Origin of the sequence: Vibrio sp. Isolate33, assembly GCF_022397895.1 — a bacterium.
Classification (GTDB): Bacteria; Pseudomonadota; Gammaproteobacteria; order Enterobacterales; family Vibrionaceae; genus Vibrio; species Vibrio pomeroyi.
On record NZ_JAKEUP010000008.1, the window covers coordinates 14,554 to 36,431 of the forward strand.

Consider the following 21,878-nt stretch of genomic DNA (forward strand, 5'->3'; position numbering starts at 1 on the left):
TACCTTTTAACATCCACAAGTCACTCCACAGACCAGATGCCATTCTTTCTTGACTACAATGTTTGAGAATGCCGATTTGCTGCTATTTCTACCTTTGCGAACTGAGCTATCGATTAGAATTTGTTCGAAATGAGTCAATATTTAATCGATTGCTTTCACAGTGGTTGATGTAAATCAAATACTCATAGACAATACTGTCCCGAATAGAGGTGATAGCATTCACCCTCGTTTACCAAACGCATTCTCAAGTGTAATAGGCACTCGCTATTGATGTAATAGCTAAGACCTATTATCTATTTTCGTATGTCGCTGATACCGTTGGCGAATACTAAAAACCTTGTTTTTATAGGAAAGATGATGGTAATACCTGAAAACAGCAGCATCGTTATTTTTGGTGCGTCGGGAGATCTAACTTACCGCAAGTTAATTCCTGCTTTGTACCACCTGTATGCTAGCAATCAACTACCAGAATCCTTTGCGATTCTTGGAGTGAGCCGTACTGAGTACAGCGATGAGTCTTACCGTGAGAAGCTGAAGAAGTCTCTTCAGGAAATGGAACAAACTGAACCTGAGACGCTGAATGCATTTATTGAACATTTGCATTACCAAGCGATCAACACTTCAGATGTCGAAGATTACGCTCGTTTAGCACAACGTCTAGACAAGCTTGAGCAAGACTACCAATTCGAAAACCATAACACACTGTTCTACTTGGCAACGCCGCCAAGCCTGTACGGTGTTATCCCAGCAAACCTTGCTGCGCATGGCCTAAACGATGAAACGAATGGCTGGCGCCGTCTTATCATCGAGAAGCCATTTGGTTACGACTTAGCTTCTGCTCAAGCGTTAGATGAAGAGATCCATCATCACTTCCAAGAACACCAGATCTACCGCATCGACCACTACCTTGGTAAAGAAACGGTACAAAACCTTCTAGTGCTTCGTTTCTCAAACGCGATGTTTGAACCACTGTGGAACCGTAACTTTATTGAATACGTAGAAATCACAGGTGCTGAGTTCCTTGGCGTTGAAGAGCGTGGCGGATACTACGACGGTTCTGGTGCAGTTCGTGACATGTTCCAAAACCACCTGCTACAAGTGTTAGCGATGGTTGGTATGGAACCACCTGCTCAAATCAATGCTGATTCTATTCGTGACGAAGTCGTTAAAGTACTTCAGTGTCTGAAACCTCTTGAGGAAGATGACCTGCGTAAAGATCTCGTTCTTGGTCAATATACAGCTTCAGACGTTCGCGGCCAGCACTTGCTAGGTTACCGTGAAGAGCCGGGTGTAGCAGACGATTCTCGTACTGAAACGTACATTGGTCTTAAAGCTCACATCAACAACTGGCGCTGGAATGGTGTTCCTTTCTACGTTCGTACGGGTAAACGCTTACCAACGCGCGTAACGGAAATCGTGATTCACTTTAAGAACACGCCACACCCAGTATTTGGTCAAGATGCACCAGAGAACAAACTGATTATCCGTATTCAACCGGACGAAGGTATTCAGATGAGCTTTGGCTTGAAAGAGCCGGGCGCAGGCTTCAAAGCAAAAGAAGTGAAAATGAACTTCTCTTACTCTGACTTGCCTGAAACTCAAATGCTAACGGCTTACGAGCGCCTTCTTCTTGATGCACTAAACGGTGATGCAACTCTGTTTGCACGTACTGATGCAGTGGAAGCATGTTGGAAGTACGTTCAACCAATCTTAGACTTCAAACAAGATCCTCAAGCACTGTTTGGCTATGCTTGTGGTACTTGGGGCCCACAGGAAGCGGATGAACTTCTGCAACGTGATGGCCGCGCATGGCGTTTCCCATGCAAAAACTTAACAGACACGGATTACTGCGAACTATGATCAATCACAAGATCTTTGCAACGCCAGAATTGGTTGTTGAAACTCTAGCAAACGAAATGAAAGCGTACAGCGAGCAGGGTAAACCTGTTCACATTTCATTGTCTGGTGGCAGCACGCCCAAAATGCTTTTCAAGCTTTTAGCTCAAGCACCATACGCAGAAGGCATTCAATGGAATAACCTTCACTTCTGGTGGGGCGACGAACGTTGCGTGGCACCAGACGACGCTGAAAGTAACTTCGGTGAAGCTAACGCGCTGTTATTTTCGAAACTAAAAGAGTTTACTCAAGTGAACCTTCCTGCTGAAAACATCCACCGCATTCGTGGTGAAGATGAGCCTAAAGCAGAAGCTGAGCGTTTTGCAAAAGAGATGGCAGACGTAATCCCAACAGAAAACGGCACGCCAGTTTTCGATTGGATTCTGCTAGGTGTTGGCGCTGATGGCCACACAGCTTCACTATTCCCGGGTGCAACCAACTACCAAGATGAGAAACTGTCTGTACTGGCTTCTCACCCTGAGTCTGGTCAAATCCGTGTTTCTAAAACCGCAAAAGTTTTAGAAGCAGCTAAACGAATCAGCTACCTAGTACTGGGTGCAGGCAAAGTTGAGATCGTTAAAGAAATTCATACTACTCCTGCTTCAGAGTTGCCTTACCCGGCAGCGAAAATCCAGTCTAAAACTGGCGAGACAGAGTGGTTCCTAGATTCAAATGCAGCAAGTGCTATCGCATAAGTGCGAATAGCCGCAAGGAGATATAAATAATGAAAGGTGATATCGGTGTAATTGGCCTAGCAGTAATGGGTCAGAACCTTATCCTAAACATGAACGACCACGGCTTCAAAGTTGTGGCTCACAACCGTACTGCTGCGAAAGTAGACGAGTTCCTAGAAGGCCCAGCTAAAGGTACTAACATTGTTGGTGCTTACTCTTTAGAAGAGCTAGTTGAGAAGCTAGAAGCGCCACGTAAAGTGATGCTTATGGTTCGTGCTGGTGACGTTGTAGACACGTTCATCGAAAACCTAATCCCACTTCTAGACGAAGGCGACATCATCATTGATGGTGGTAACACTAACTACCCAGACACTAACCGTCGTGTAGCGCATTGTCGTGAGAAAGGCATCCACTTCATCGGTACTGGTGTATCTGGTGGTGAAGAAGGTGCTCGTTTCGGTCCTTCAATCATGCCAGGCGGCGCGGCTGAAGCTTGGGAAGCGGTTAAGCCAATCTTCCAAGGTATCTCTGCAAAAACTGACGCTGGTGAGCCTTGCTGTGACTGGGTTGGTAACGACGGTGCTGGTCACTTCGTTAAGATGGTACACAACGGCATCGAATACGGTGACATGCAGCTTATCACTGAAGCATACCAGTTCATGAAAGATGGCCTAGGTATGTCTGCTGACGAGATGCAAGCAGTATTCGCTGATTGGAACAAGACTGAGCTAGACAGCTACCTAGTTGAAATCACTGCTGACATCCTTGGCTACAAAGATGAAGACGGTGAAGCGCTAGTTGAGAAGATCCTAGACACTGCAGGTCAAAAAGGTACTGGTAAGTGGACTGGTATCAACGCACTAGACCTAGGTATCCCACTAACTCTAATCTCTGAGTCTGTATTCTCTCGTTGCCTGTCTGCTCTTAAAGACCAACGTGTTGAAGCTGAAGCTTTGTTTGAGAAAACAATCACTCCAGTTGAAGGCGACAAGCAAGAGTGGGTTGATGCACTACGTCAAGCTCTACTGGCTTCTAAGATCATCTCTTACGCTCAAGGTTTCATGCTAATGCGTGAAGCGTCGAACGAAAACGGCTGGGACCTAAACTACGGTAACGTAGCGCTAATGTGGCGTGGTGGTTGTATCATCCGTTCTGCATTCCTAGGCAACATCCGTGATGCGTACGAAGCAAACCCAGACATCGCGTTCCTAGGTTCTGACGAGTACTTCAAAAATATCCTACAAGGCAGCCTAGTAGCATGGCGCAAAGTAGCAGCGAAATCTCTAGAGTCTGGTATCCCAATGCCATGTACGATTTCTGCGCTATCTTTCCTAGACGGTTACACAACAGCACGTCTACCAGCTAACCTGCTTCAAGCTCAACGTGACTACTTCGGTGCTCACACTTACGAGCGTACTGACCGTCCACGTGGTGAATTCTTCCACACAAACTGGACTGGTACAGGCGGCGACACTGCTTCTACAACTTACGACGTATAATCGTTAGTTAGAATCAGTAAGAACACGTTTGTTCTTTCAGCTGAAAACTAGAAAATAAAAGGATGCCAATTGGCATCCTTTTTTGTTGGTTATTGGTAATTGTTTAGCACAAACCATTCGAAACTCACTTAGGCTAAGCCATCATGGCTTGGGGTTTTACATCGTCGTTGTATTGCTCCCGAATTGCCATAAAGCCTTCTAGGTTCTGTTTAAGCGCCTCAACACATTCAGGGTCGAACATCGAACCGTTGTGCGCTTCAATGTATTCCATGACTTCACTCAGTGACCATGCATGCTTGTAGGCTCTTTTACTCATCAGCGCATCAAACACATCCGCGAGCGTTACAATTCGTGCTTCAAGTGGAATCGCAGTATCACTCAGACCATCAGGTAACCCCGAGCCATCAAATCGCTCGTGGTGGTGACGCACAATATTCTTAATGAACTGAATTTCATCAGAACACATAGAGCAGTGGTGGGAGAGGGACACCACATCGTTAATCATCTCTTCACCATACAAAGTGTGATTGTTCATGATGGCTCTTTCTTCTGCTGAAAAACGACCGGTGCTGAACAATACGTTATCAGGGATTCGATATTTTCCTATGTCGTGGAAGGGGGCGTATAAACGAATACGATGAATGAACTGGTGTGTGATTTCATTATTACTCTGGGACATCGTTCTAGCGATCTGTTCACTGTATTTCCCCATGCGAATCAGATGCTCTTTGGTTTCAGGGTCGCGAGCGTGTCCCATGTTTAAGGCGATCGCTAATGACGACTGAAAGTGACGTTGCCTCTCAAACAGTTGAACAAACAAACTCGAGATAAGCTGAGAGATGTAGGCAATATCACACTGGATATAATCGTTAGCAAAAAAGCCCGTTGATGATGCGTTGATAAACACAAATCCAAGATTACTTTCTTGATAGTGAATGGGCGTTGTATAACTGCTTTGGTGTCCAAGCTGAAGTAAGTGTGAAATTTGCTTGGTCGGTTTGAGCGAGGTGAGATCGTGGATGATTCGAGTATCGAGAGATTCAGCCATTCGAGACAAAGCTGATTCTGGTTTTAGTTCTTGTTCTACGTAGCGATGTTCTGCTTCTTGGCACAGCGTGTCTGAAACAAAGTAATTCGATGCTCTGTTTTCACTGCATAGTACAACGGAAAGCCGAGATAATATGGGGTAATGTTCACGAGCTAGCCGGAAAAGGTCATCAACAATGGCGATAATGTCCTTATCTTCAGCGGCTACTCGGTTGAGCTGGGAGTAGTCAAACATGTTACAAATCAACCTTTATTTATAGTTATATCATTGTTTATTCGAGTTATTTTTTATTTTAAGTATCGATTAAAACATAGCATTGCGTTCTGATAAAATGCAATATCATTACGAGATAAATGGTTATTTCATTGCATTACCCTCATTTTTGTTAACTGGTACTTTTATAGGTTCTTGGATCTGAAAAAAGGGAAAGAAGTTGATGATAACTCAGGCGTTAAGTGACCATTTTGAAATTAAATGAAAAGATAAATAGGATAACGTACATGCTTTATGCCATCATAAAGGCATAAATAAGGGCAATGGATGTAATGCCTAAGTGATTGAGCTAGAAGCGGTCAGTGATGACGGTGTTCTAGAGTATATTCAAGGCCGTGAGCTGCCTTGAAAAAGGTAATGTTATGACTGAAGAAGAAAGAATCGAACTGCAACAAAATAACCCTCTACACGGCTTAAAGCTTGAGACCATGATCACTGAGTTAGTGGATCACTATGGTTGGGAAATTTTGGATGCAGCAATGCGCATGAACTGCTTTAACACTAAGCCGACTATAGCAAGCGCTGTTAAATATCTGAAGAAGACGGAATGGGCTCGTGAGAAGGTTGAAAACTTCTACCTTTACCGTTTTAAGCGTATGCCTAAAGCATCAGACATCGAATACCAGATGCCTCCGCGTTCACGTACATTCCGTCACGGGTTAGAGCCTCGTGAGCCAATGGAATTAACGGTTGAGTCTATCCAGGCTTCTCAAGCTAAAGCGGCATCGGCATTTAAAGCTCGTCGTGGCGGTAACGGTCGTAACTTTCGTCGTTAATAGGAAGGCGTCGTTAGCAAGAGAAGTCGTTAATAACGCCGTCTAATTAGCTAAAGGGATAAGCATAAAATACAAAAGGAGCCTAAGTGCTCCTTTTTTAACGTGTGTACTTTGTTCAAGCGTGTACAGCTTGTTGTACTTGAGTCTTAAGCTTCGCGGTTCTTTCTTTGATTCTTCCAAAGATCGGTGACATAAACGATGGCACTGATAAGCAAGAAGAGCGCTGACACAGAAAACAGAGCGGGCATTTTGAGAATCCACGCGAATGTGGCAGCGAGAAAAGCGACAAAGCAAATGAGTCGACTTGATGACATGACATGACCGAGTTTAATGTTCATAACGCCTCCTGATGAAGTCTCACTTTCGACAGGAGAATTATCCCACTTTCCACAAAAGAAAGGCTAAAAAACAGTCTAAATTGTTATCAAATTTACTAATTAAAGGACTCGTCTCACATATATCGACACGGTTATTTTATAAGCAATAAAATAGCGACATAGGTAATGTGAGAGTCAGCTTTCCCGCTATGTATTCCAGTTAGAATCAGATTCAGTCTCGGGTTTAATTAGTGTCAAACCGACTTAGCATAAAACTTAGTTGGTATAAAAAAAGTAAGCGGTGATTAAGAAACTCGCGATGATCACTGTGTTACGAACATACTGTTGTGGGATTCGGCGAGAGATTTTTGCCGAGTAATAACCACCAACTAGTGTCCCCATCAAAACGGCCATGCCGGACGGCCAATCAATCGAGCCATTCACGATAAAAAACACGATTGCCGCAAGTGATGCACAAGCGGATACAAGCAGTTTTATACCATTCATCACGTTGATATTGGTGTAACCCGCCAGAGCCAAGTAGCTCAATGTGACGATACCCAACCCCGCATTAAAATAGCCGCCATAGATACATACGATCAAAAGCAATAATGCTGAAAAGAAGGCGCCAGCGTTGGTGGCGTGTTTATGTTTTGCTGTCGCTTGTTTCAGCCATTTATTCAACGTTCCACCAAAGGTGAAAAGAAGGGCGGCGAACAGTAACAACCAAGGTACAGATTGAGTAAACAGTGCCTCTGGCGTGTGCAGCAATAAGAAAGCCCCAATACCACCGCCAATCACACATAAAGCAATCGTCAGTTTAAGTTGTTTGGTACCCGATTGGATCTCATGACGCAGTGCATAAGCGCCACTGATGTAGCCTGCACAGGATGCAAAGGTGTTGGTCGCGTTGGCTGCAATAGGAGGCACACCAGCAAACAATAGAGCGGGGAAAGTGATGAAACTGCCTCCTCCAGCAATAGAGTTAAGCACGCCACCAATTACGCCTGACAAGAATAGAATCAACCAATCCATAGTTTTAGAATCCAATGCGTTAAATGACTGGTTACCTTACTTGATTTTGTTATGAATATCAGAGCTGTGAGGCTGGAAAGTGCGAGTTTGTGAGTTCGCTACCATCTTAGAGTCGTGTTCATTCTTGAGAGCAGGTACGAAAAAAGGAGCCTGAGGCTCCTTTGGGATTTCGAATTGTGTTCAATCTATTTTATGTGTTCTAGAGCTGAGTGTTGATTACACTTCGACAGGTTTCGCTTTAAAGCTCTTGAATAGCTTAACCAGAATCGGGCTAGAAAGAACCAATACCGCCAAGATAGTGAACGTCATGGTGATAGGGCGTTCCCACAAGAAGCTAAGCTCTCCATCGCTGATCATCAGCGCACGTCTCAAGTTCTCTTCCATCAATCCACCCAAGATAAAGCCAAGCAATAACGGGGCGAGTGGAAAGTTGGCAAGCCTTAATGCTATCGCTGCCATCGCCACTAGTAGCATCACAAATACGTCCATCGTGTTAAATGACACCAAGTACACGCCTGTGATAGAGAAGAAGATGATCATTGGCAGTAACACTGTTCTTGGTACTGCCAGCAACTTAGAGATGTAAGGAATAAGCGGTAGATTCAAGATAACCAGTACGATGTTGCCAAAGTACATAGAGATAATCACCGACCAGAATACATCTGGGTGCTCAACGAACAGGCGAGGACCCGGTTGGATGCCGTAAGCGATCAATGCACCTAGCATGATTGCGGTAGTACCAGAGCCCGGAATACCCAGCGTCAGTAGCGGAACGAATGAACCACTTGATGCGGCGTTGTTTGCAGATTCTGGAGCAACAAGACCACGAATACTGCCTTTACCAAACTCTTTCTGTTTGTCTTTCGGTGCAAGGCTACGCTCCATGCCGTAACTTAAGAAAGCAGCGATGGTTGCGCCAGCACCCGGAAGTACGCCAGTAAAGAAGCCAAGGATTGAAGAACGAATTGAAACCGGAGCGACTTCTTTAATCTCTTCTTTGGTCACTTTCATGCTGCCAATATCAGACATCTTTTTGCTTTCTTCAGCGCTGTTATCTTGCTCAGGCTTAAGAATACCCATCAAGGTTTCACCCAGTGCGAACGTTGCCATCGCCAGTAATAGGAAGCTGAAGCCATCCATTAGATCCGTGAGTCCGAATGTGAAACGTTCAACACCAACGCCTTTGTCGATACCTACCGTTGAAAGCATCAAACCTAAGATGGTCATCATCCACGCTTTGATAACCTGTCCTGGGCCTGCAAACGCCGCGACAGCTGATAAACCTAATAGCATTAGCGCAAAGTAGTCAGAAGACTGGAAGCTCAATGACACGCTTGCTAGAGCGGGTGCCGCGATCAAAAGCATGATTGCTGAAAGTGTTCCGCCAGTAAAAGAAGAGTAAGCAGCAAGGGCCAGTGCTTTACCTGCTTGGCCTTTTTGCGCCATTGGGTAGCCGTCGAATGCTGTTACCACAGTAGAAGAACAGCCCGGAGCGTTGATTAGGATTGATGACGTTGAGCCACCAAATACCGCGCCGTAGTAAACACCGGCCATCAAAATAAGACCAGAAGATGGGTCTAGGCCGTAAGTGATAGGGATCATTAGAGCAATGGCTGAGATTGGACCTAGCCCCGGCAGCATCCCGATGAAGGTACCTACGAAACAGCCCACGATTACCATCATGATGTTCATTGGCATCACAGCGGTCGAAAGTCCTTGTAAAATTCCGTCTAACATAATGTTATCCCTACCAAAGAGTGAAGATTAAACCAGGCTCTAGGTAGATATCTAAGCCTTGAGTTAAAAGAAGAAAGAACGCGATAACGAAAGGAAACGACGCGCCAAACAAGATAGATTTACGGCGCTCACCCAGTAGGTAGAAGCCCGCCAATAAGAAGAAGCTTGTTGCTAGAACGAAGCCAAGATATGTCAGTCCAACGCCATAAAATGCCATTAGTACTAAGAAACCAATCAGCAGCTTCCAGTTTAAAGGTGCGGTTTCACATTTGAGCTTTTTGTCTGGCTGACCAGTCACAAGCAGAATCAGCGACAACCCGATACCGATGAAAGTCAGCAGGGTAGGCAGTGTTCTCGCTGTAAAGGGTTCATATTCATCACCGGGAAACAGTGGAATCAGGGTGGTTTGGTAGCCGTAGCACAAGCACGCCAGCATAAAGATCAAAGCTCCGAGACGATCGCCTGAAAGCAAAGATTCTTTACTGAAAAATTTGGTTGGTAAGTCCGACATATCCAACTCCATTTGGGTGGTGTAGAAAAGTAAAAAACCGTACATGAGCGAGTCAATGAAATGTCTGGGATCACTAACCGAAGGTAAGCGAATTACGATGCTTGAGCTTAGCAAGCCACTTGCATTTACAATGAATCAGCAAGCGTGAGTAATACGTCTACGAATAAACAAAGGAGTTTGAAGTTAACTCATGTACGGCGAAACAAGGAAAGAGTAAGAGGGCACAAAGTCCCTCTATCGTTGTTGGTTATTTCAAGAAACCAAGCTCACGCATTAGGTCGCCCATCTGTTTTTCTTGATCTTCTAGGAAGGCGTAGAAATCTTTGTCCGCTTTGTAGTTATCGATCCAACCGTTACGGTCACGAACCACTTGCCACTCATCGGTTTTGTACATTTTGCCTAGTGCTTCATTCCACTCGTCGATTTTCGCTTGGCTAGTGTTTGGAGCCGCGAAGAATCCACGCCAGTTAGCAAATACTGTTTCGTTGCCGTATTCGGTTAGTGTTGGAATGTCTGGTGCTGCTTCAAGACGTTTTGGAGCTGTTACCGCCAGTACTTTTACCTGTCCAGACTTAGACATCTCTAGTACTTCACCAAGGCCAGTTGAAAGCAGTTGGGTTTCGCCAGAAAGCAGTGCAGCCATCGCTTTACCGCCCGCATCGTAAGCAATGTAGCGAACCTTTTTCGCATCAAAACCTTCGCCCTTGAACGCCGCAGCAACTACAAGGTGGTCCATGCTGCCACGAGCTGAACCGCCAGCAATTTTTACTTTACGAGGGTTTGTTTCGAATTCTTTTACCACGTCTTCCCACGTGTTGTATTTAGAATCTGCAGAAGCAACGATTGCTCCGTAATCGGCAATGGTTGCAGCAACAGGTGTTAGATCACGGAAAGACTGTGGGAAAATACCCGTTAGAGAGCGCACAACGATAGGTGTTGAGTTCACCATCAGCGTGTCTTCTTGGCGTTGAGCCGTTTCAATTAGGTGTGCAATGGCTTTACCGCCGCCGCCACCAGATAGGTTTTGGAAAGAGACATTTTCTACGATGTCTGATTTCACCAGTACATCACCAGTACCACGAGCTGTCATATCCCAACCGCCGCCCGCGCCACCAGGGATTAGGAAGTGGATTTTCTCTACGTCAGCAGCAAAAGTGTTGAAAGAAAAGGTTGCTGCGATGATAGAAGCCGCAAGAGTAGGTTTCAGTGCCTTGAACATGGTTCACGTTCCTTATGTAGGGGATCTCTTCAATGGAGAGAAACTTATGTTTATATCCAGCTACTAAACACACGAGTAGGGTATTGCTTAGTAGATGAAGCTAAAGTTAACGGTGTGTTAACGAATTGTCTGCAATGCGGCGATATTGAGGATAAAGAACATTGGGTGAATAAAGTTCATAAAGTTCACGGCGCGGTGATGGTGACGCTACTGTCAGAGGTAGATAAAAAAGAGAGCCACTTGGGCTCTCTTTAACAGTTTGTAACTTATGACATATTTAGTATTTAAGGCTCATGATGAGTTGGCTAGTGTTGAGCCTTTTAGCAGTTCAGTCGCTGTATCGAAGTCAAACTCTTCTAGCGAGCTTTCCAATCTCTTGAACTTAGAAGGTGTTAACCCAACCTCGGTGCCGTCTTCAATGTTAAGAATGATGTTGAGTGCTTCAGTGTCATCATTGGCAACGGCTTCTAACAACTGATGGTACAACTCAGTATCTCGCTGATTCGTTGCTGAGTCAGCACCTGCATCTTGTTCATTGGAGTTGTCGGTTGTGGTTGATGTTTGGAATACTGCGTTGGAGATCCTCTGACTGATCTCAATCGTAGTTTTAATAACGTTCTGTTTTAGTTCGTCATCGGTAAGTTCGGACTCGAATTTTTCACACAAGCTATGTAAATCGCTCGCACCTAGATTACCAGCCACACCTTTAAGGGTGTGCAAGTAGCGCTGCTGAGCAGTGCTTGATAGCTCAGCAGTTAAGGTATCTTCGTCAGAATATGCTTCAACAAATCGCTTCAATAACTTCGTGTAGAGCTTGTGATTGTTACTTGCCCGCATCAATCCCATGTTGGTATCGAGACCGTTAATGACAGGCAATGCCTCTGGTTCACTCTCTGAACGGTTGTCATCTTGTGGAGTTGTACTCGACTCTTGCAACAAAGCATTGAATTGCACGGGGTTAGATGGTGAAACCCAATTAGCTAAGGTTGCGAACATAGAGCCGACATCAATCGGTTTCGCGATGATGTCACTCATACCACAGTTGAGCGCTTTCTCTTTATCTCGTTCCATCACGTTTGCGGTCATTGCGATGATAGGGGTTTGAGTGTCTTTTATCTCGTTACGAATATGCTCTGTCGCCTCATATCCGTCCATAATCGGCATTTGGCAATCCATCAAAATACCATCGAAAGGAATCTCGTCAGCGATGGCTTGCTGATAAAGCTCGATGGCTTGTTGTCCATTCTCTGCAATGGTGACTTTAATCTGTTGCCCTTCTAATAGCTCAGTTGCTAGCTCTTGGTTTATCTCGTTGTCTTCAACCAACAAGATGTTAGCACCTGCCAGTTGTTGAACATTAGCAAGCTGGTTCTGTTGTTCCAATTCGCTGCGAGATACACGGTCTGAGTCCAGTCCATAAAGGGATACGATAGAGTCATACAGGTGAGATGAAGTAATCGGCTTATCCAAAATACTTGGGACGTCGAATCCTCTTTGGGTAATCGCCTCGGCAAGCTCTTCACGACCGTAAGCGGTGAGCATCATTATTTTTGGCTCTTTACTCAACGATAAACCGTGATTGAGCGCTTCTAACAGGTCAACACCATCTCGTTTAGGCATTTTCCAATCTGAGATAACCAAATCAAAGGGCTTGTTGTTAGCATCTGCGGTGTGGAGTTCTACTAAGGCTTCATCGACAGAGGCACTTAACGTTGGAGTCAGCTTGAGAGACTCGAGAATATCACCAACGATCAAGCGCGCACTGGAGTTGTCATCAACAACCAGCACTTTCAAATGATTAATCGAAGCGGGAACCACTACTCGGTTTTGGGTAATTGAGTGACTAACGCGAGTCGCAATCGTAAATGAGAAGGTTGAGCCTTTACCAAGCTCAGTCGACACTTGGATGTCTCCACCCATTAGTTGGCTTAGTTCTTTACTGATCGCTAAACCTAAGCCAGTACCACCATATTTTCGGGTGGTAGAGCTGTCGGCTTGCGTGAATTTGTTGAACAGCTTAGCGGCTTGTTCTTGTGTCATACCAATGCCACTGTCTGAAACAGCAAAGTTGAGCTTGATGTCATCGCCATTTCTTTCTTCGACAGAGATTGAAATCTTCACCTCGCCTTTCTCTGTGAACTTAACGGCGTTGTTACTTAAGTTGATTAGTATCTGTCCAAGTCTTAACGGGTCACCAATCAGATTGGTTGGCACGTCTCGGTCTACTTGGATAAGGAGCTCTAAGCCACGCTCAGAAGCACGTAAACCAACTAGGTTGGTAATGTTGTCGAGTACGTTTTCAAGGTGGAAATCAACGTTCTCTATGTCTAATTTACCCGCTTCGATTTTAGAGAAGTCGAGAATGTCGTTGATAAGGCCGAGCAGGGTGTCTGAAGAGAGCTTTACTTTGTGAATGTAGTTACGCTGCGCCTTAGTTAAGTCGGTCTTCAATGCCAAGTAGCTCATGCCGATAATGGCATTCATTGGCGTGCGAATTTCGTGGCTCATGTTAGCGAGGAAATCCGATTTAGCATGGTTGGCCGCATCGGCTTCGTCACGTGCTACGGCTAAGTTTGTGGCAAAGTGCTCAAGGGCTGAGTGAGCTTTATTGGCGAGTAAGCCCATCAGCATAATGATAAAGAAGAAGATCAAGCCACCAATTGCTAGATGGGAAGAGACACTTGAAGAGTCTTTTACGCTGTCACTCTCTGCCATATAAGCTTCGACGACTAAGTCGTGCAGTTGAGTGAAGTTAGCGTTCATCTCCTTCAGAACTTGATGGCTGAGCAGTTGAGCTCTGGCTAGGTTGGTAAATTCTTCTTCGTAGAATGTTACGTGTTGATCAAACGCGGTAATTTTCATTTCTGGGGCGTATCGCGTTAACAATTCGCGCGCTTCAAGCGACACCGATTGCATCTCACCAATTAATGTAAAAACTTGCTCGGATATGATGGATTGGTCGTCCGATTTAGCTAACGAAAAATCACGATTCAGTTGCTCTGATTGGCTTAATAGCGTTTGAATCACCAACAGGTTTTCACCAATTGAAAGTTGAGACGAAAGGCGAGCTTGAGCATGCCCAATTTGTTCGTTGAGATCGGTTAACAGCCCTTGTTGCTGCTCATTAAGAGCCGTTGAAGCGCGCGATAATTCTATACCACTGCGAGACACTTGTTTGGTAATAGATGTTTTAAGTTGTATTGCCGAGCTCGACAAGCCTTGCAGTTGAACTAAGTTGGTGTAGTAACGGTTTTGAGCTTGTTGGACGGTTTGCAGTAATTCAGCGCCTTTAGGATCTTTGACTTCATTAGAAAGTTGCGAGATTAACGAAGCGATCTTCTGAATCTCAATCTTAGTTAACGTGTATATTTTTGGCGATCCGGTTAAAAGAAACTCTTTTTCTAAGTTTTGTACAGTGGCACTGAGTGTTGTCAGTCCGCCGATTTTCATCACTCGGTTAGCTTGTCCCTCACTTAATACTCTAAGCTGCTTCACGTCTTGGGTAACGGTATTGATCGTGTCTTTGTGAGAGCTTTGCATCTCAGTGAGAAGATCGGTCGCTGCCAGTGACTTTCGATTCATGCGGTCGCGAGCAGTGTCACTTAATTCAATTAATTCAGTGTATTGACTGAATTGGTCTAGATATTTATCGAGTGACAGTTGTGAATGCTGATCGTCATTATGCGCCGCAAAGGTTTCGACTAGCTGTTTCGTTAGCTCGGCCTCTTTGTTAAAGAGTTGCGCCGATTGAGGCTTACGCTCGTTACTAAAAGAGAGTTCGTGGACGCGAAGCTTATCAAGAGAGGTAAGCAGCTGAGTACTTACGGCGTAGTCCTCGATACCAACAAAGCGATTGTTTAGGTTAAACCACGCAGCAACAGCCACCGAAAACAGCACTATGGTGGCGACGATAAAAGAAATTAAGATCTTTTTAGAATCAGAGGCGAATCTAGAAACAGTATTCATAAAGTACCTGTGTGTATAAAGTACCAGCGTACTTAGTGTTCTTGTTCATCAGTAAAAGAGTCTTTGATGGTGAGCATCTCGTCGAGCTTACTAATGAAGATAGGGACTAGATTAGGGTCGAAGTGTTGGCCAGCTTGTTCTTGTATCAGTCCAATCGCTTTCTCAATCGTCCAAGCTTCTTTGTATGGACGTTCGCTGGTTAGGGCATCGAACACGTCTGCAATGGCAACAATGCGAGCACTTAGAGGGATGTCTTCACCTGACAGCTTATGAGGGTAGCCACTGCCATCCCATTTCTCATGGTGGTAAAGGGCGATTTCTTGGGCGAGTTTCAGCAATTTAGAGTCGTTGTCTCCAATAATATCCCCGCCAATGGTGACGTGTGTTTGCATGATTGCCCACTCATCCTCATCAAGCTTACCGGGTTTACCCAATATGCGGTCAGGAATACCGATTTTACCAATATCGTGCATTGGCGCTGCTTGGAATAATAATTCTACCCATTCTTCACTGACGTCTAACTGTTGGGCAAGAATCTTGGAGTAGTAACTCATTCTTACAACGTGCATACCGGTTTCGTTGTCCTTATATTCAGCAGCGCGGCCAAGCTTGCGGATAATCTCAAGGCGGCTCATCGCTAAGGCTTCCGTTCTCTGCCTAACCTTACGAGAGAGCGCTAGATTTTGGTCGTACAGAGAAATGTGTGTCACTACACGAGCTTTCACAATAGGTGGGCTGACGGGTTTGGTGATGTAATCCACGGCTCCGAGTTCGAAGCCTTTTTGTTCGTCGACCACATCGGTTTTAGCGGTAACGAAGATAACGGGGATATCGGATGTGACTGGGTCATTTTTAAGCCTGCGGCAAACTTCATAACCATCCATTTCCGGCATCATGATATCAAGAAGAATGAGATGGGGCTTTGGCGATGCGGCGGCTATTTTTAATGCCTTTTCACCGGATGTCGCCGCTTTGATTTTAAAGTCGTCGTTCAGGATCCCTGAGAGGGTATGGATGTTATCCGGGATGTCATCAACAACCAGAATAATCGGTTTTTCTGTCGTAATTTGATTCATTTTTCGTCCCTAAAAAATTTAATCAGATTGCTATGTTCTATGCTAGTAAAGCGTAGTGGAATTTGGTGGAAATGCATGATTTCTGGAGGGTTAATTGTTGGTTTTGGAATCTAAAAGGAAATAATGGCGAACCTTTCTATGAATAGATATTTTATATGTTAACCTTTATTTAACAAAGAATAACTACATGGATTGTGTAGTAGTGCGATCAAGGTTGAATAGTTCAGGTTTTAGTTCGCTAAGACCGAATGATTCTGAGGTAGTTAGTCGTTCAAGTAACTTTTCAAATCTATCGTGGACTTGTTACAGGGAGAACGTACGATGCCGAATACAGGGCTGACACTCATTCAGAAAGACATGCTATTGCTGTTTGCGAATGCTGATTTGGTGGGTGTGACTAAAGTAGACAAAGTTAAGATTGCAGTGGCCGCTGCAACAGAAGTAGACAGCTTAACAGGTACCATTACCGAGGGCGTCACAGGAAATGGAACCAGCCTCGCGGGTATGATTGAAAACATAACCGAGCAGATCAAAGAGAAATTCCTCGATTACGCTAAGAGCATAACCAGTATCGCGATGGATGACATTAAGGCGCAGATACTGAGTATGATTCCAAGCTTGGTTAAGCGGATTTTTGCAGACTTAGCGCCAGCTATTGATGACATAAAAGAAGCCGCAACTCGGATTTATTCTGCGTTGGGTAAAGCCGTAAACAACCACAAAACCCGTCATTTGAGCTCTATGAGCACAACGCGTGTTGGTGCTGATGTGATTGATAAAATCCGTGGCGAGATTCGAGCGGTTGCTATCCAAGACTCAATGATCGCATTGGCTCACGGTGGCGTGATTGCAATTAATCTTGCGAGCTCAGGTATTGGCGCAACGGTGACCAGTATTGTTAAAGCTGTACTTTCTATCTTCAATTTTTTCCGCGGTTTATACGACAAGTGGGTAATGGAACGTAAGTTTCGCAAGTTTAAGCAAGAGTGTGTGATGCTTAATCAAAAACGAGATGTTATCGGTGCGAACTTCTTCCGTGACTGGTTCAAAATGAAGATGGAAGAGATCCCTGTGATTGCTTCCTACATGGTTTGCATGCCTTGTTACAGTTCACCATATAACTTTTTATCTATCACAGACATTACGCCACCTCCTCCGAACATGAAGACGCGATTAACTCGAAGAATTAAGCGCAAGTTTGGCTTTAAGGTGAACACTGATCCTTCTGTTATCAAGTTGTCCTTCCAGAAGTCGACATTGAGTGCTTACGCTACTTTGCAAGAAGAAGCCAAGGCGTTTATTGCTAATAGTGAAATCGCACTAGAGAGTAATAAACCCGGAGTGAAGCAGGTGTTGAACGCAGCTCGTGGTGAGCCTAACTTTATACCGGGAACGGATGAAAAAGCGTTTACCAAGGCAGTAAGAAAGCAGCAGGTTAAGAATTTCTTCAACGGCACAACGATCAGAGAGAGTGTGAAAGAAAGCCTAGCGCCTAAAGCACTCGCAGCGACGGTTGCTGGTGGATTGGAATCACTTTTAGTGCCCGAATAACTCTTTGTGTCCGAATAACTTCTAGCGCCCTAAAAATTCCTAGTGCACTAAAAACTCAGCCACCAAGGCTCAAAGTAAGACTTAACGTTTTTAAAACGAATGCAAAAAGCGGATGATTGATCATCCGCTTTTTGTTGTCTGTAGATATGTAGAGCTGTAGATATGGTCGGTTTATCTATGCTGTTTTAATAGAATCTGATATCGACTTGGCAGTGCAATATCATCTAATAGTTCTTCTAATATGACGGCGAGGGCGAACCAATCATCCAGCTTGTTCGTCCCTGACTGGTGTCTAGAGAATCGAGGCGTGTAGCTGTCAAAGCGAAGCTTGTCTCTTTTAATTCCTATCTTGGTGACAGAGCCAAAGTCGATAAGTTGAGCTTGTCCTTGTGAGCCACAAATAATGTTGGAAGGTTTGATATCGCCATGAACGAAACCTAACGTGTGGACTTGGTTTATGACCTTTTCTAGCGCGTTAAGCCAGTGATAAATTAAAGGCTGTGTGGTATTTGAGTTAGTTTGCATTTCCAATAGTGTTTGACCATTAATGTAGGAAAGCACTAAGCAATCACTCTGATGGCTAGAAAAGTAATCACAATATTGCGGCCAGGTGCCTTGTTTATTAGAGTCGGTATTGAAATTAGTATTGGTATAAAGAAACTCCGCCTCTTGTTTTAGAAAGTGACGATGCTTTAGCTCTTGAGCGTACTTGATCGTTACCAGCCCCCAACTAGGGTGCTGGGCTCTGTAAACTCGAGAACTTAAACGAGTGAGTTCAGTGTAACCATGATGCAGGAGCACTTTCTGAAGTCGTTCATCGTTCAAAGCTCTTTGGTTAGAAGAGGTAACGTCTTTAGAGAGTTCAGCTCGCCTCGATAGGGAAGGCGAGCTATTTGAAGAAGCGTTGTTAGATCCCACTTGGCAGAGAGAATCCAGAGAAGAAACCTGGGACAAACGGATTCGATTGACCTTGAGTTTTAATGGTCAGCTTCACCTTGCTGTCACCATAAACAAACTCAACTTGAGTGTCTTGTGCAGAGGTAAAATTCACGTTTGGTTCGAACAAGCGGAACCAACTCCACGTGCCTTTCACGGTGTTCTGCCCAATTGTAGAGTCCTGCGCATTGAGTTGAACGTCTAGCTTTTCAATAAACTTCGCGTCACCTTGCCACGATTGTTGGCTCCATAGCGTTGGGCCATGACGATAGGTAAAGATCGGCTTATCTGAAATGATAGAAAACTCCGTGATGTTGGGCGTCATATCAACGGCTTTCAACTGGAAGTTAATCAGGATATTGGATGGATCGGCTAAGAATAGGGCGCTCTTTATATCAGCAGCCTTATCCATCATCGTCCAAACGTCAGGTGTGATCGATAAGCCCGTGCCTGGAAGTAGCCCCGGTAAATAAGGCGCTTCGTCGCTGTCCTTAACGAATCCATTCAAGCGAGTTTGAGAGAACTTGTCGACAATCCCGTTGGTCACGAAGAAGGCTTTAACATCGGCCACGCTGACATCCGATTTGGACTTTCGGTTGAACGGATAGAATGAAGCCAAACGCTGTTGATAAGGCTGATAAATTTCATTCGACCAAGCTGTATTCAGGTAGTCGTGAGCCAGCGACATCACCGTCTCATTGCTCTGGTGTACCACCTTATTAATCAGCTCTTCAGCGACCTCTAAGTGACTGTTGGATAGGCTGGAGAGTGAAGCAATAGGGTTACCAGCTTGCAATGTAACGGACAGTGTATCAAAGGCGACCTTTTGTGGCTCCTTAGTTTCGTAAAACTTGTCTCCCCACTTTTTAGCATTGATAAATGCCGTAAGAAGGTTATCTATTGGCTTTTTACCTTGGTCATTGGCCGATACCTGCTTCTTGTACGCTTGGAAGCTAAGAGATATTTGGCGAGCAGATTCTTTCTTATCAGGATCTTGAATCGGCATGCTTGCAGGATCTTGCTCTTTGTCATCCTTCGCAGGGATTTCAAGCTCCACATAGGTGTATTTAGCGATGGTCGAATACAAACTGACGAGCGGGTTATTGCTTGCTTCCGACAAGCTCGTTAAAGCATTTTTCAGTTGCGTTGGATCGGCTACTTCTTTGACTTCGACATTACGAACTAAATCACGCCAATAGTTGATGTAGTCGTTCTGGTAAGTCTGCTTTAACTCTCGACTGATGCGGTGAAGTTCTAATGCGCTAGGATAGGCTCCTGCCACGCCTTCATAGGACTGCAAAGCGGACTTAAGAGTAGGAGAGTTGACCGATAAATCGAGTTCGTTAAAGCCAGTTGGCGTATAGATATATGGAACCAAGTAGCCAGCGTAGCTTGGCGAAAATTGAAGTACAGAGCTGAAGTTGTCACCTAACTCACCGCGAATATCGACACGTTTGGCATAGGCTGTCGAACTTTGGATGTGTTCGTACAGCAGGGTTTCAATGCCTGTTTGAGTGATGACTTTCTTGGCAAGACTTTCTAAATCATGATTCGACTTTATTGGCGTCAGGTTGCGCGCAAAAATGTCATCAAGCAGCACATCTAATTGAGCAATATTAACGCTATCAGCTTCACCTTGATCTTGCAGAGTACGAACATAGTAGTTCTTAAGCTCTTGGACGTTGGTTCTGTCTTTGCTAAACAGTAAACGATAGTTATTAAGTAAAGAGAGAGTCTGTGACTGATCTTCTAAGTTCACATAGACGAAGAGATCTTTCTCGAGTGTGTTCTCCATAGAAGGAATCAAGACTTGTTGTAGCTCCGTGAAATACGCTTCTTCGACTTCTTCCTTGATACTTGGGTTTGGCATAAACGGCAAGCTATACCAAGGTTCAGGTTGATTATAAAGGTTGTAGATTCGCTGCAGTGAGAACAGATTCGGAATATTGTCCGCCATATTCTCGATGTCATAAGGCGACGCCGAGATGGCTTCCTTATAACGCTCCAACATCACATCGGCTCTGGTCTCGCGTTGATTCTGGAAATCGAAGTCGAACTTAATCACCAGCAATACTGCGGCAAGTAAGCCGATCCAAGAGAGTGTGAACAGCACTTGATTAACGAGTAAGGTGTTCTCTTTGCGTTTGTTTACGCCGACCAGTTCGTGCTCCGATAGGATCACGTGAGTCATTAGGTATTGAGCAAACAACGTCTGGTTTACCGGGATTTGCTCATTCTGCTGATAATGCTCGTGGCCGACAGAATAAGAGACAGCACTCGCCAATAAGTCTGATTGCGCTGAACTTTGACCATCATGAGTGAAGTAAAAGCCTCTGAATTGCAGTGCATCACTAAGCTGCTCTCCACGATACAAGCGATTTAGGAACAGCCAAAGGTTCTGTTTCAACAAGCCGAATTGGAAAGGGGCACTAGCAATAGAGTTTCGGTAATCTTGATTCAATTGACCCGCGAGTGCGTTACTCATGTTCGCTATCAGTTCGCTGATTAAGTGATCATATTCATCATTAAACCAGTTGGCGTCGATACCACCGTGTATCGAGTAAGGAGCGGTAGCACCGAATACTTCATCTCGTTTCGACTCATCAAAAGCGGAGAAAAACTGACAAAAGTCGCTGATGCTGCCCATGTTGGAGATAACGTTATATATCGGTAGGCTGACTCCAAATGCTTGATTAAACGTCTTTATCGTTGATTTCAGTTCGTCAGCTTGCTGTGTAATCTGTTCATTGTTTTCCAATAGTGAGGAAACGTCAGTAGTAAGTAACAAGCCATTGGCTGCTTGTCTTGGTCGCCACGCGGTTAAGGACTGACACAGTGTTTTCAGGTATTCAGGATGTTGGTCTTCCCCCATACTGATAGACACTAAAATTGAATGCTCACTGACCCAAAACAGGATAGGGAATTCGATGTCGTTACCGAAATCATCAAGTTTATAAGCTTCATAACCCATCTGCGTGATGATGCTTTTGTCTTTGTTTGGGTTTTGGCTTAACAGCAAATAGATAGGCTGGTCGTAACGGCTGGTTAAGCGAGTTTTGCGCTTTTGTCCGCTGATCATACGCTTGAAATGGTTTGCTAGTTGCTTTTGTCTTTTCTGAATTAGTTCTTTGTCTAGTGATTCTTCTTGTGATTTTGCGCTGCGCTTAATGAGCACCCAGTAACAAATAAAGCCGATAAGCGTGGATATAATGGCGACAGTCGTCAACGCCCACACCAAATAAGCATTGAGTGGTGTTAGTAGAATGACGCTAGAGGCGACGGTGAAAAAGGCGACAGAGGCTAGGGCAGAAATGCCTACTGTTTTTTTTACATTGCCTGACTTGTTTGATTTGGCATCCGGCAT

The 21,878-nt window shown here is 44.7% G+C and carries 15 protein-coding genes; 5 read left to right on the forward strand and 10 right to left on the reverse strand.

Annotated elements, in window-relative coordinates; translation table 11 throughout:
• Positions 1-357: 357 nt before the first annotated feature.
• Genes zwf through gnd form a run of 3 tightly spaced genes read left to right on the forward strand, consistent with a single transcriptional unit; the run spans position 358 to position 4,069 of the window.
• A complete protein-coding gene (gene zwf / locus L1D37_RS13080; protein WP_008220790.1) occupies positions 358-1,860 on the forward strand; it encodes a glucose-6-phosphate dehydrogenase in 1,503 nt (500 codons plus the stop codon).
• Positions 1,857-2,591: a 6-phosphogluconolactonase gene (gene pgl, locus L1D37_RS13085; RefSeq protein WP_239848251.1), complete on the forward strand. Its 735-nt coding sequence runs from the start codon at positions 1,857-1,859 to the stop codon at positions 2,589-2,591. Before zwf ends, pgl begins: the two co-directional genes overlap by 4 nt.
• 29 nt (positions 2,592-2,620) lie before the next feature.
• Positions 2,621-4,069: a decarboxylating NADP(+)-dependent phosphogluconate dehydrogenase gene (gene gnd, locus L1D37_RS13090; RefSeq protein WP_017059712.1), complete on the forward strand. Its 1,449-nt coding sequence runs from the start codon at positions 2,621-2,623 to the stop codon at positions 4,067-4,069.
• Between the two features lie 133 nt (positions 4,070-4,202).
• Here gnd and L1D37_RS13095 read toward each other — a convergent pair whose 3' ends face one another.
• Complete coding sequence (locus tag L1D37_RS13095; RefSeq protein ID WP_239848166.1) at positions 4,203-5,363, reverse strand: HD domain-containing phosphohydrolase; 1,161 nt, start codon at positions 5,361-5,363, stop codon at positions 4,203-4,205.
• A 389-nt stretch (positions 5,364-5,752) separates the two neighbouring features.
• Between L1D37_RS13095 and L1D37_RS13100 the strand changes: the two genes are divergently transcribed.
• Positions 5,753-6,166 (forward strand): VF530 family DNA-binding protein, encoded by a 414-nt coding sequence (locus L1D37_RS13100; protein ID WP_061033489.1) that lies wholly within the window; start codon positions 5,753-5,755, stop codon positions 6,164-6,166.
• A 146-nt stretch (positions 6,167-6,312) separates the two neighbouring features.
• Here L1D37_RS13100 and L1D37_RS13105 read toward each other — a convergent pair whose 3' ends face one another.
• From L1D37_RS13105 to L1D37_RS13135, 7 genes are all read right to left on the reverse strand, one after another.
• Complete coding sequence (locus L1D37_RS13105) at positions 6,313-6,504, reverse strand: hypothetical protein (RefSeq protein ID WP_017066914.1); 192 nt, start codon at positions 6,502-6,504, stop codon at positions 6,313-6,315.
• Between the two features lie 255 nt (positions 6,505-6,759).
• Entirely contained in the window at positions 6,760-7,518 is a 759-nt protein-coding gene (locus L1D37_RS13110) for a sulfite exporter TauE/SafE family protein (RefSeq protein WP_239848167.1), read from the reverse strand.
• 216 nt (positions 7,519-7,734) lie between these two features.
• Entirely contained in the window at positions 7,735-9,255 is a 1,521-nt protein-coding gene (locus L1D37_RS13115) for a tripartite tricarboxylate transporter permease (RefSeq protein ID WP_176681091.1), read from the reverse strand.
• 10 nt (positions 9,256-9,265) lie between these two features.
• Complete coding sequence (locus tag L1D37_RS13120) at positions 9,266-9,766, reverse strand: tripartite tricarboxylate transporter TctB family protein (RefSeq protein ID WP_176681947.1); 501 nt, start codon at positions 9,764-9,766, stop codon at positions 9,266-9,268.
• 247 nt (positions 9,767-10,013) lie between these two features.
• Positions 10,014-10,985, reverse strand: a complete 972-nt coding sequence (locus L1D37_RS13125; RefSeq protein WP_239848168.1) for a tripartite tricarboxylate transporter substrate binding protein — start codon at positions 10,983-10,985, stop codon at positions 10,014-10,016.
• Positions 10,986-11,276: 291 nt separating this feature from the next.
• The gene (locus tag L1D37_RS13130; protein WP_239848169.1) at positions 11,277-14,951 is read right to left on the reverse strand and encodes a response regulator; all 3,675 of its coding nucleotides are present in this window, start codon (positions 14,949-14,951) and stop codon (positions 11,277-11,279) included.
• A gap of 32 nt (positions 14,952-14,983) precedes the next feature.
• Entirely contained in the window at positions 14,984-16,027 is a 1,044-nt protein-coding gene (locus L1D37_RS13135) for a two-component system response regulator (protein ID WP_239848170.1), read from the reverse strand.
• A 321-nt stretch (positions 16,028-16,348) separates the two neighbouring features.
• On the opposite strand from L1D37_RS13135, the gene L1D37_RS13140 reads away from it, so the two are divergent.
• Positions 16,349-17,578 (forward strand): hypothetical protein, encoded by a 1,230-nt coding sequence (locus L1D37_RS13140; RefSeq protein ID WP_239848171.1) that lies wholly within the window; start codon positions 16,349-16,351, stop codon positions 17,576-17,578.
• A gap of 171 nt (positions 17,579-17,749) precedes the next feature.
• On the opposite strand, the gene L1D37_RS13145 is transcribed toward L1D37_RS13140, so the two are convergent.
• Positions 17,750-18,403: an AarF/UbiB family protein gene (locus L1D37_RS13145; protein WP_239848172.1), complete on the reverse strand. Its 654-nt coding sequence runs from the start codon at positions 18,401-18,403 to the stop codon at positions 17,750-17,752.
• Positions 18,404-18,485: 82 nt separating this feature from the next.
• A complete protein-coding gene (gene tssM / locus L1D37_RS13150; protein WP_239848173.1) occupies positions 18,486-21,878 on the reverse strand; it encodes a type VI secretion system membrane subunit TssM in 3,393 nt (1,130 codons plus the stop codon).

Excerpts from the sequence above, each read along its gene's own strand:
- zwf (WP_008220790.1), top strand. The coding sequence starts at position 358 with ATGGTAATACCTGAAAACAGCAGCATCGTTATTTTTGGTGCGTCGGGA.
- pgl (WP_239848251.1), top strand. The coding sequence starts at position 1,857 with ATGATCAATCACAAGATCTTTGCAACGCCAGAATTGGTTGTTGAAACT.
- gnd (WP_017059712.1), top strand. The coding sequence starts at position 2,621 with ATGAAAGGTGATATCGGTGTAATTGGCCTAGCAGTAATGGGTCAGAAC.
- L1D37_RS13100 (WP_061033489.1), top strand. The coding sequence starts at position 5,753 with ATGACTGAAGAAGAAAGAATCGAACTGCAACAAAATAACCCTCTACAC.
- L1D37_RS13105 (WP_017066914.1), bottom strand. The coding sequence starts at position 6,504 with ATGAACATTAAACTCGGTCATGTCATGTCATCAAGTCGACTCATTTGC.
- L1D37_RS13110 (WP_239848167.1), bottom strand. The coding sequence starts at position 7,518 with ATGGATTGGTTGATTCTATTCTTGTCAGGCGTAATTGGTGGCGTGCTT.
- L1D37_RS13115 (WP_176681091.1), bottom strand. The coding sequence starts at position 9,255 with ATGTTAGACGGAATTTTACAAGGACTTTCGACCGCTGTGATGCCAATG.
- L1D37_RS13120 (WP_176681947.1), bottom strand. The coding sequence starts at position 9,766 with ATGTCGGACTTACCAACCAAATTTTTCAGTAAAGAATCTTTGCTTTCA.
- L1D37_RS13125 (WP_239848168.1), bottom strand. The coding sequence starts at position 10,985 with ATGTTCAAGGCACTGAAACCTACTCTTGCGGCTTCTATCATCGCAGCA.
- L1D37_RS13130 (WP_239848169.1), bottom strand. The coding sequence starts at position 14,951 with ATGAATACTGTTTCTAGATTCGCCTCTGATTCTAAAAAGATCTTAATT.
- L1D37_RS13135 (WP_239848170.1), bottom strand. The coding sequence starts at position 16,027 with ATGAATCAAATTACGACAGAAAAACCGATTATTCTGGTTGTTGATGAC.
- L1D37_RS13140 (WP_239848171.1), top strand. The coding sequence starts at position 16,349 with ATGCCGAATACAGGGCTGACACTCATTCAGAAAGACATGCTATTGCTG.
- tssM (WP_239848173.1), bottom strand. The coding sequence starts at position 21,878 with ATGCCGGATGCCAAATCAAACAAGTCAGGCAATGTAAAAAAAACAGTA.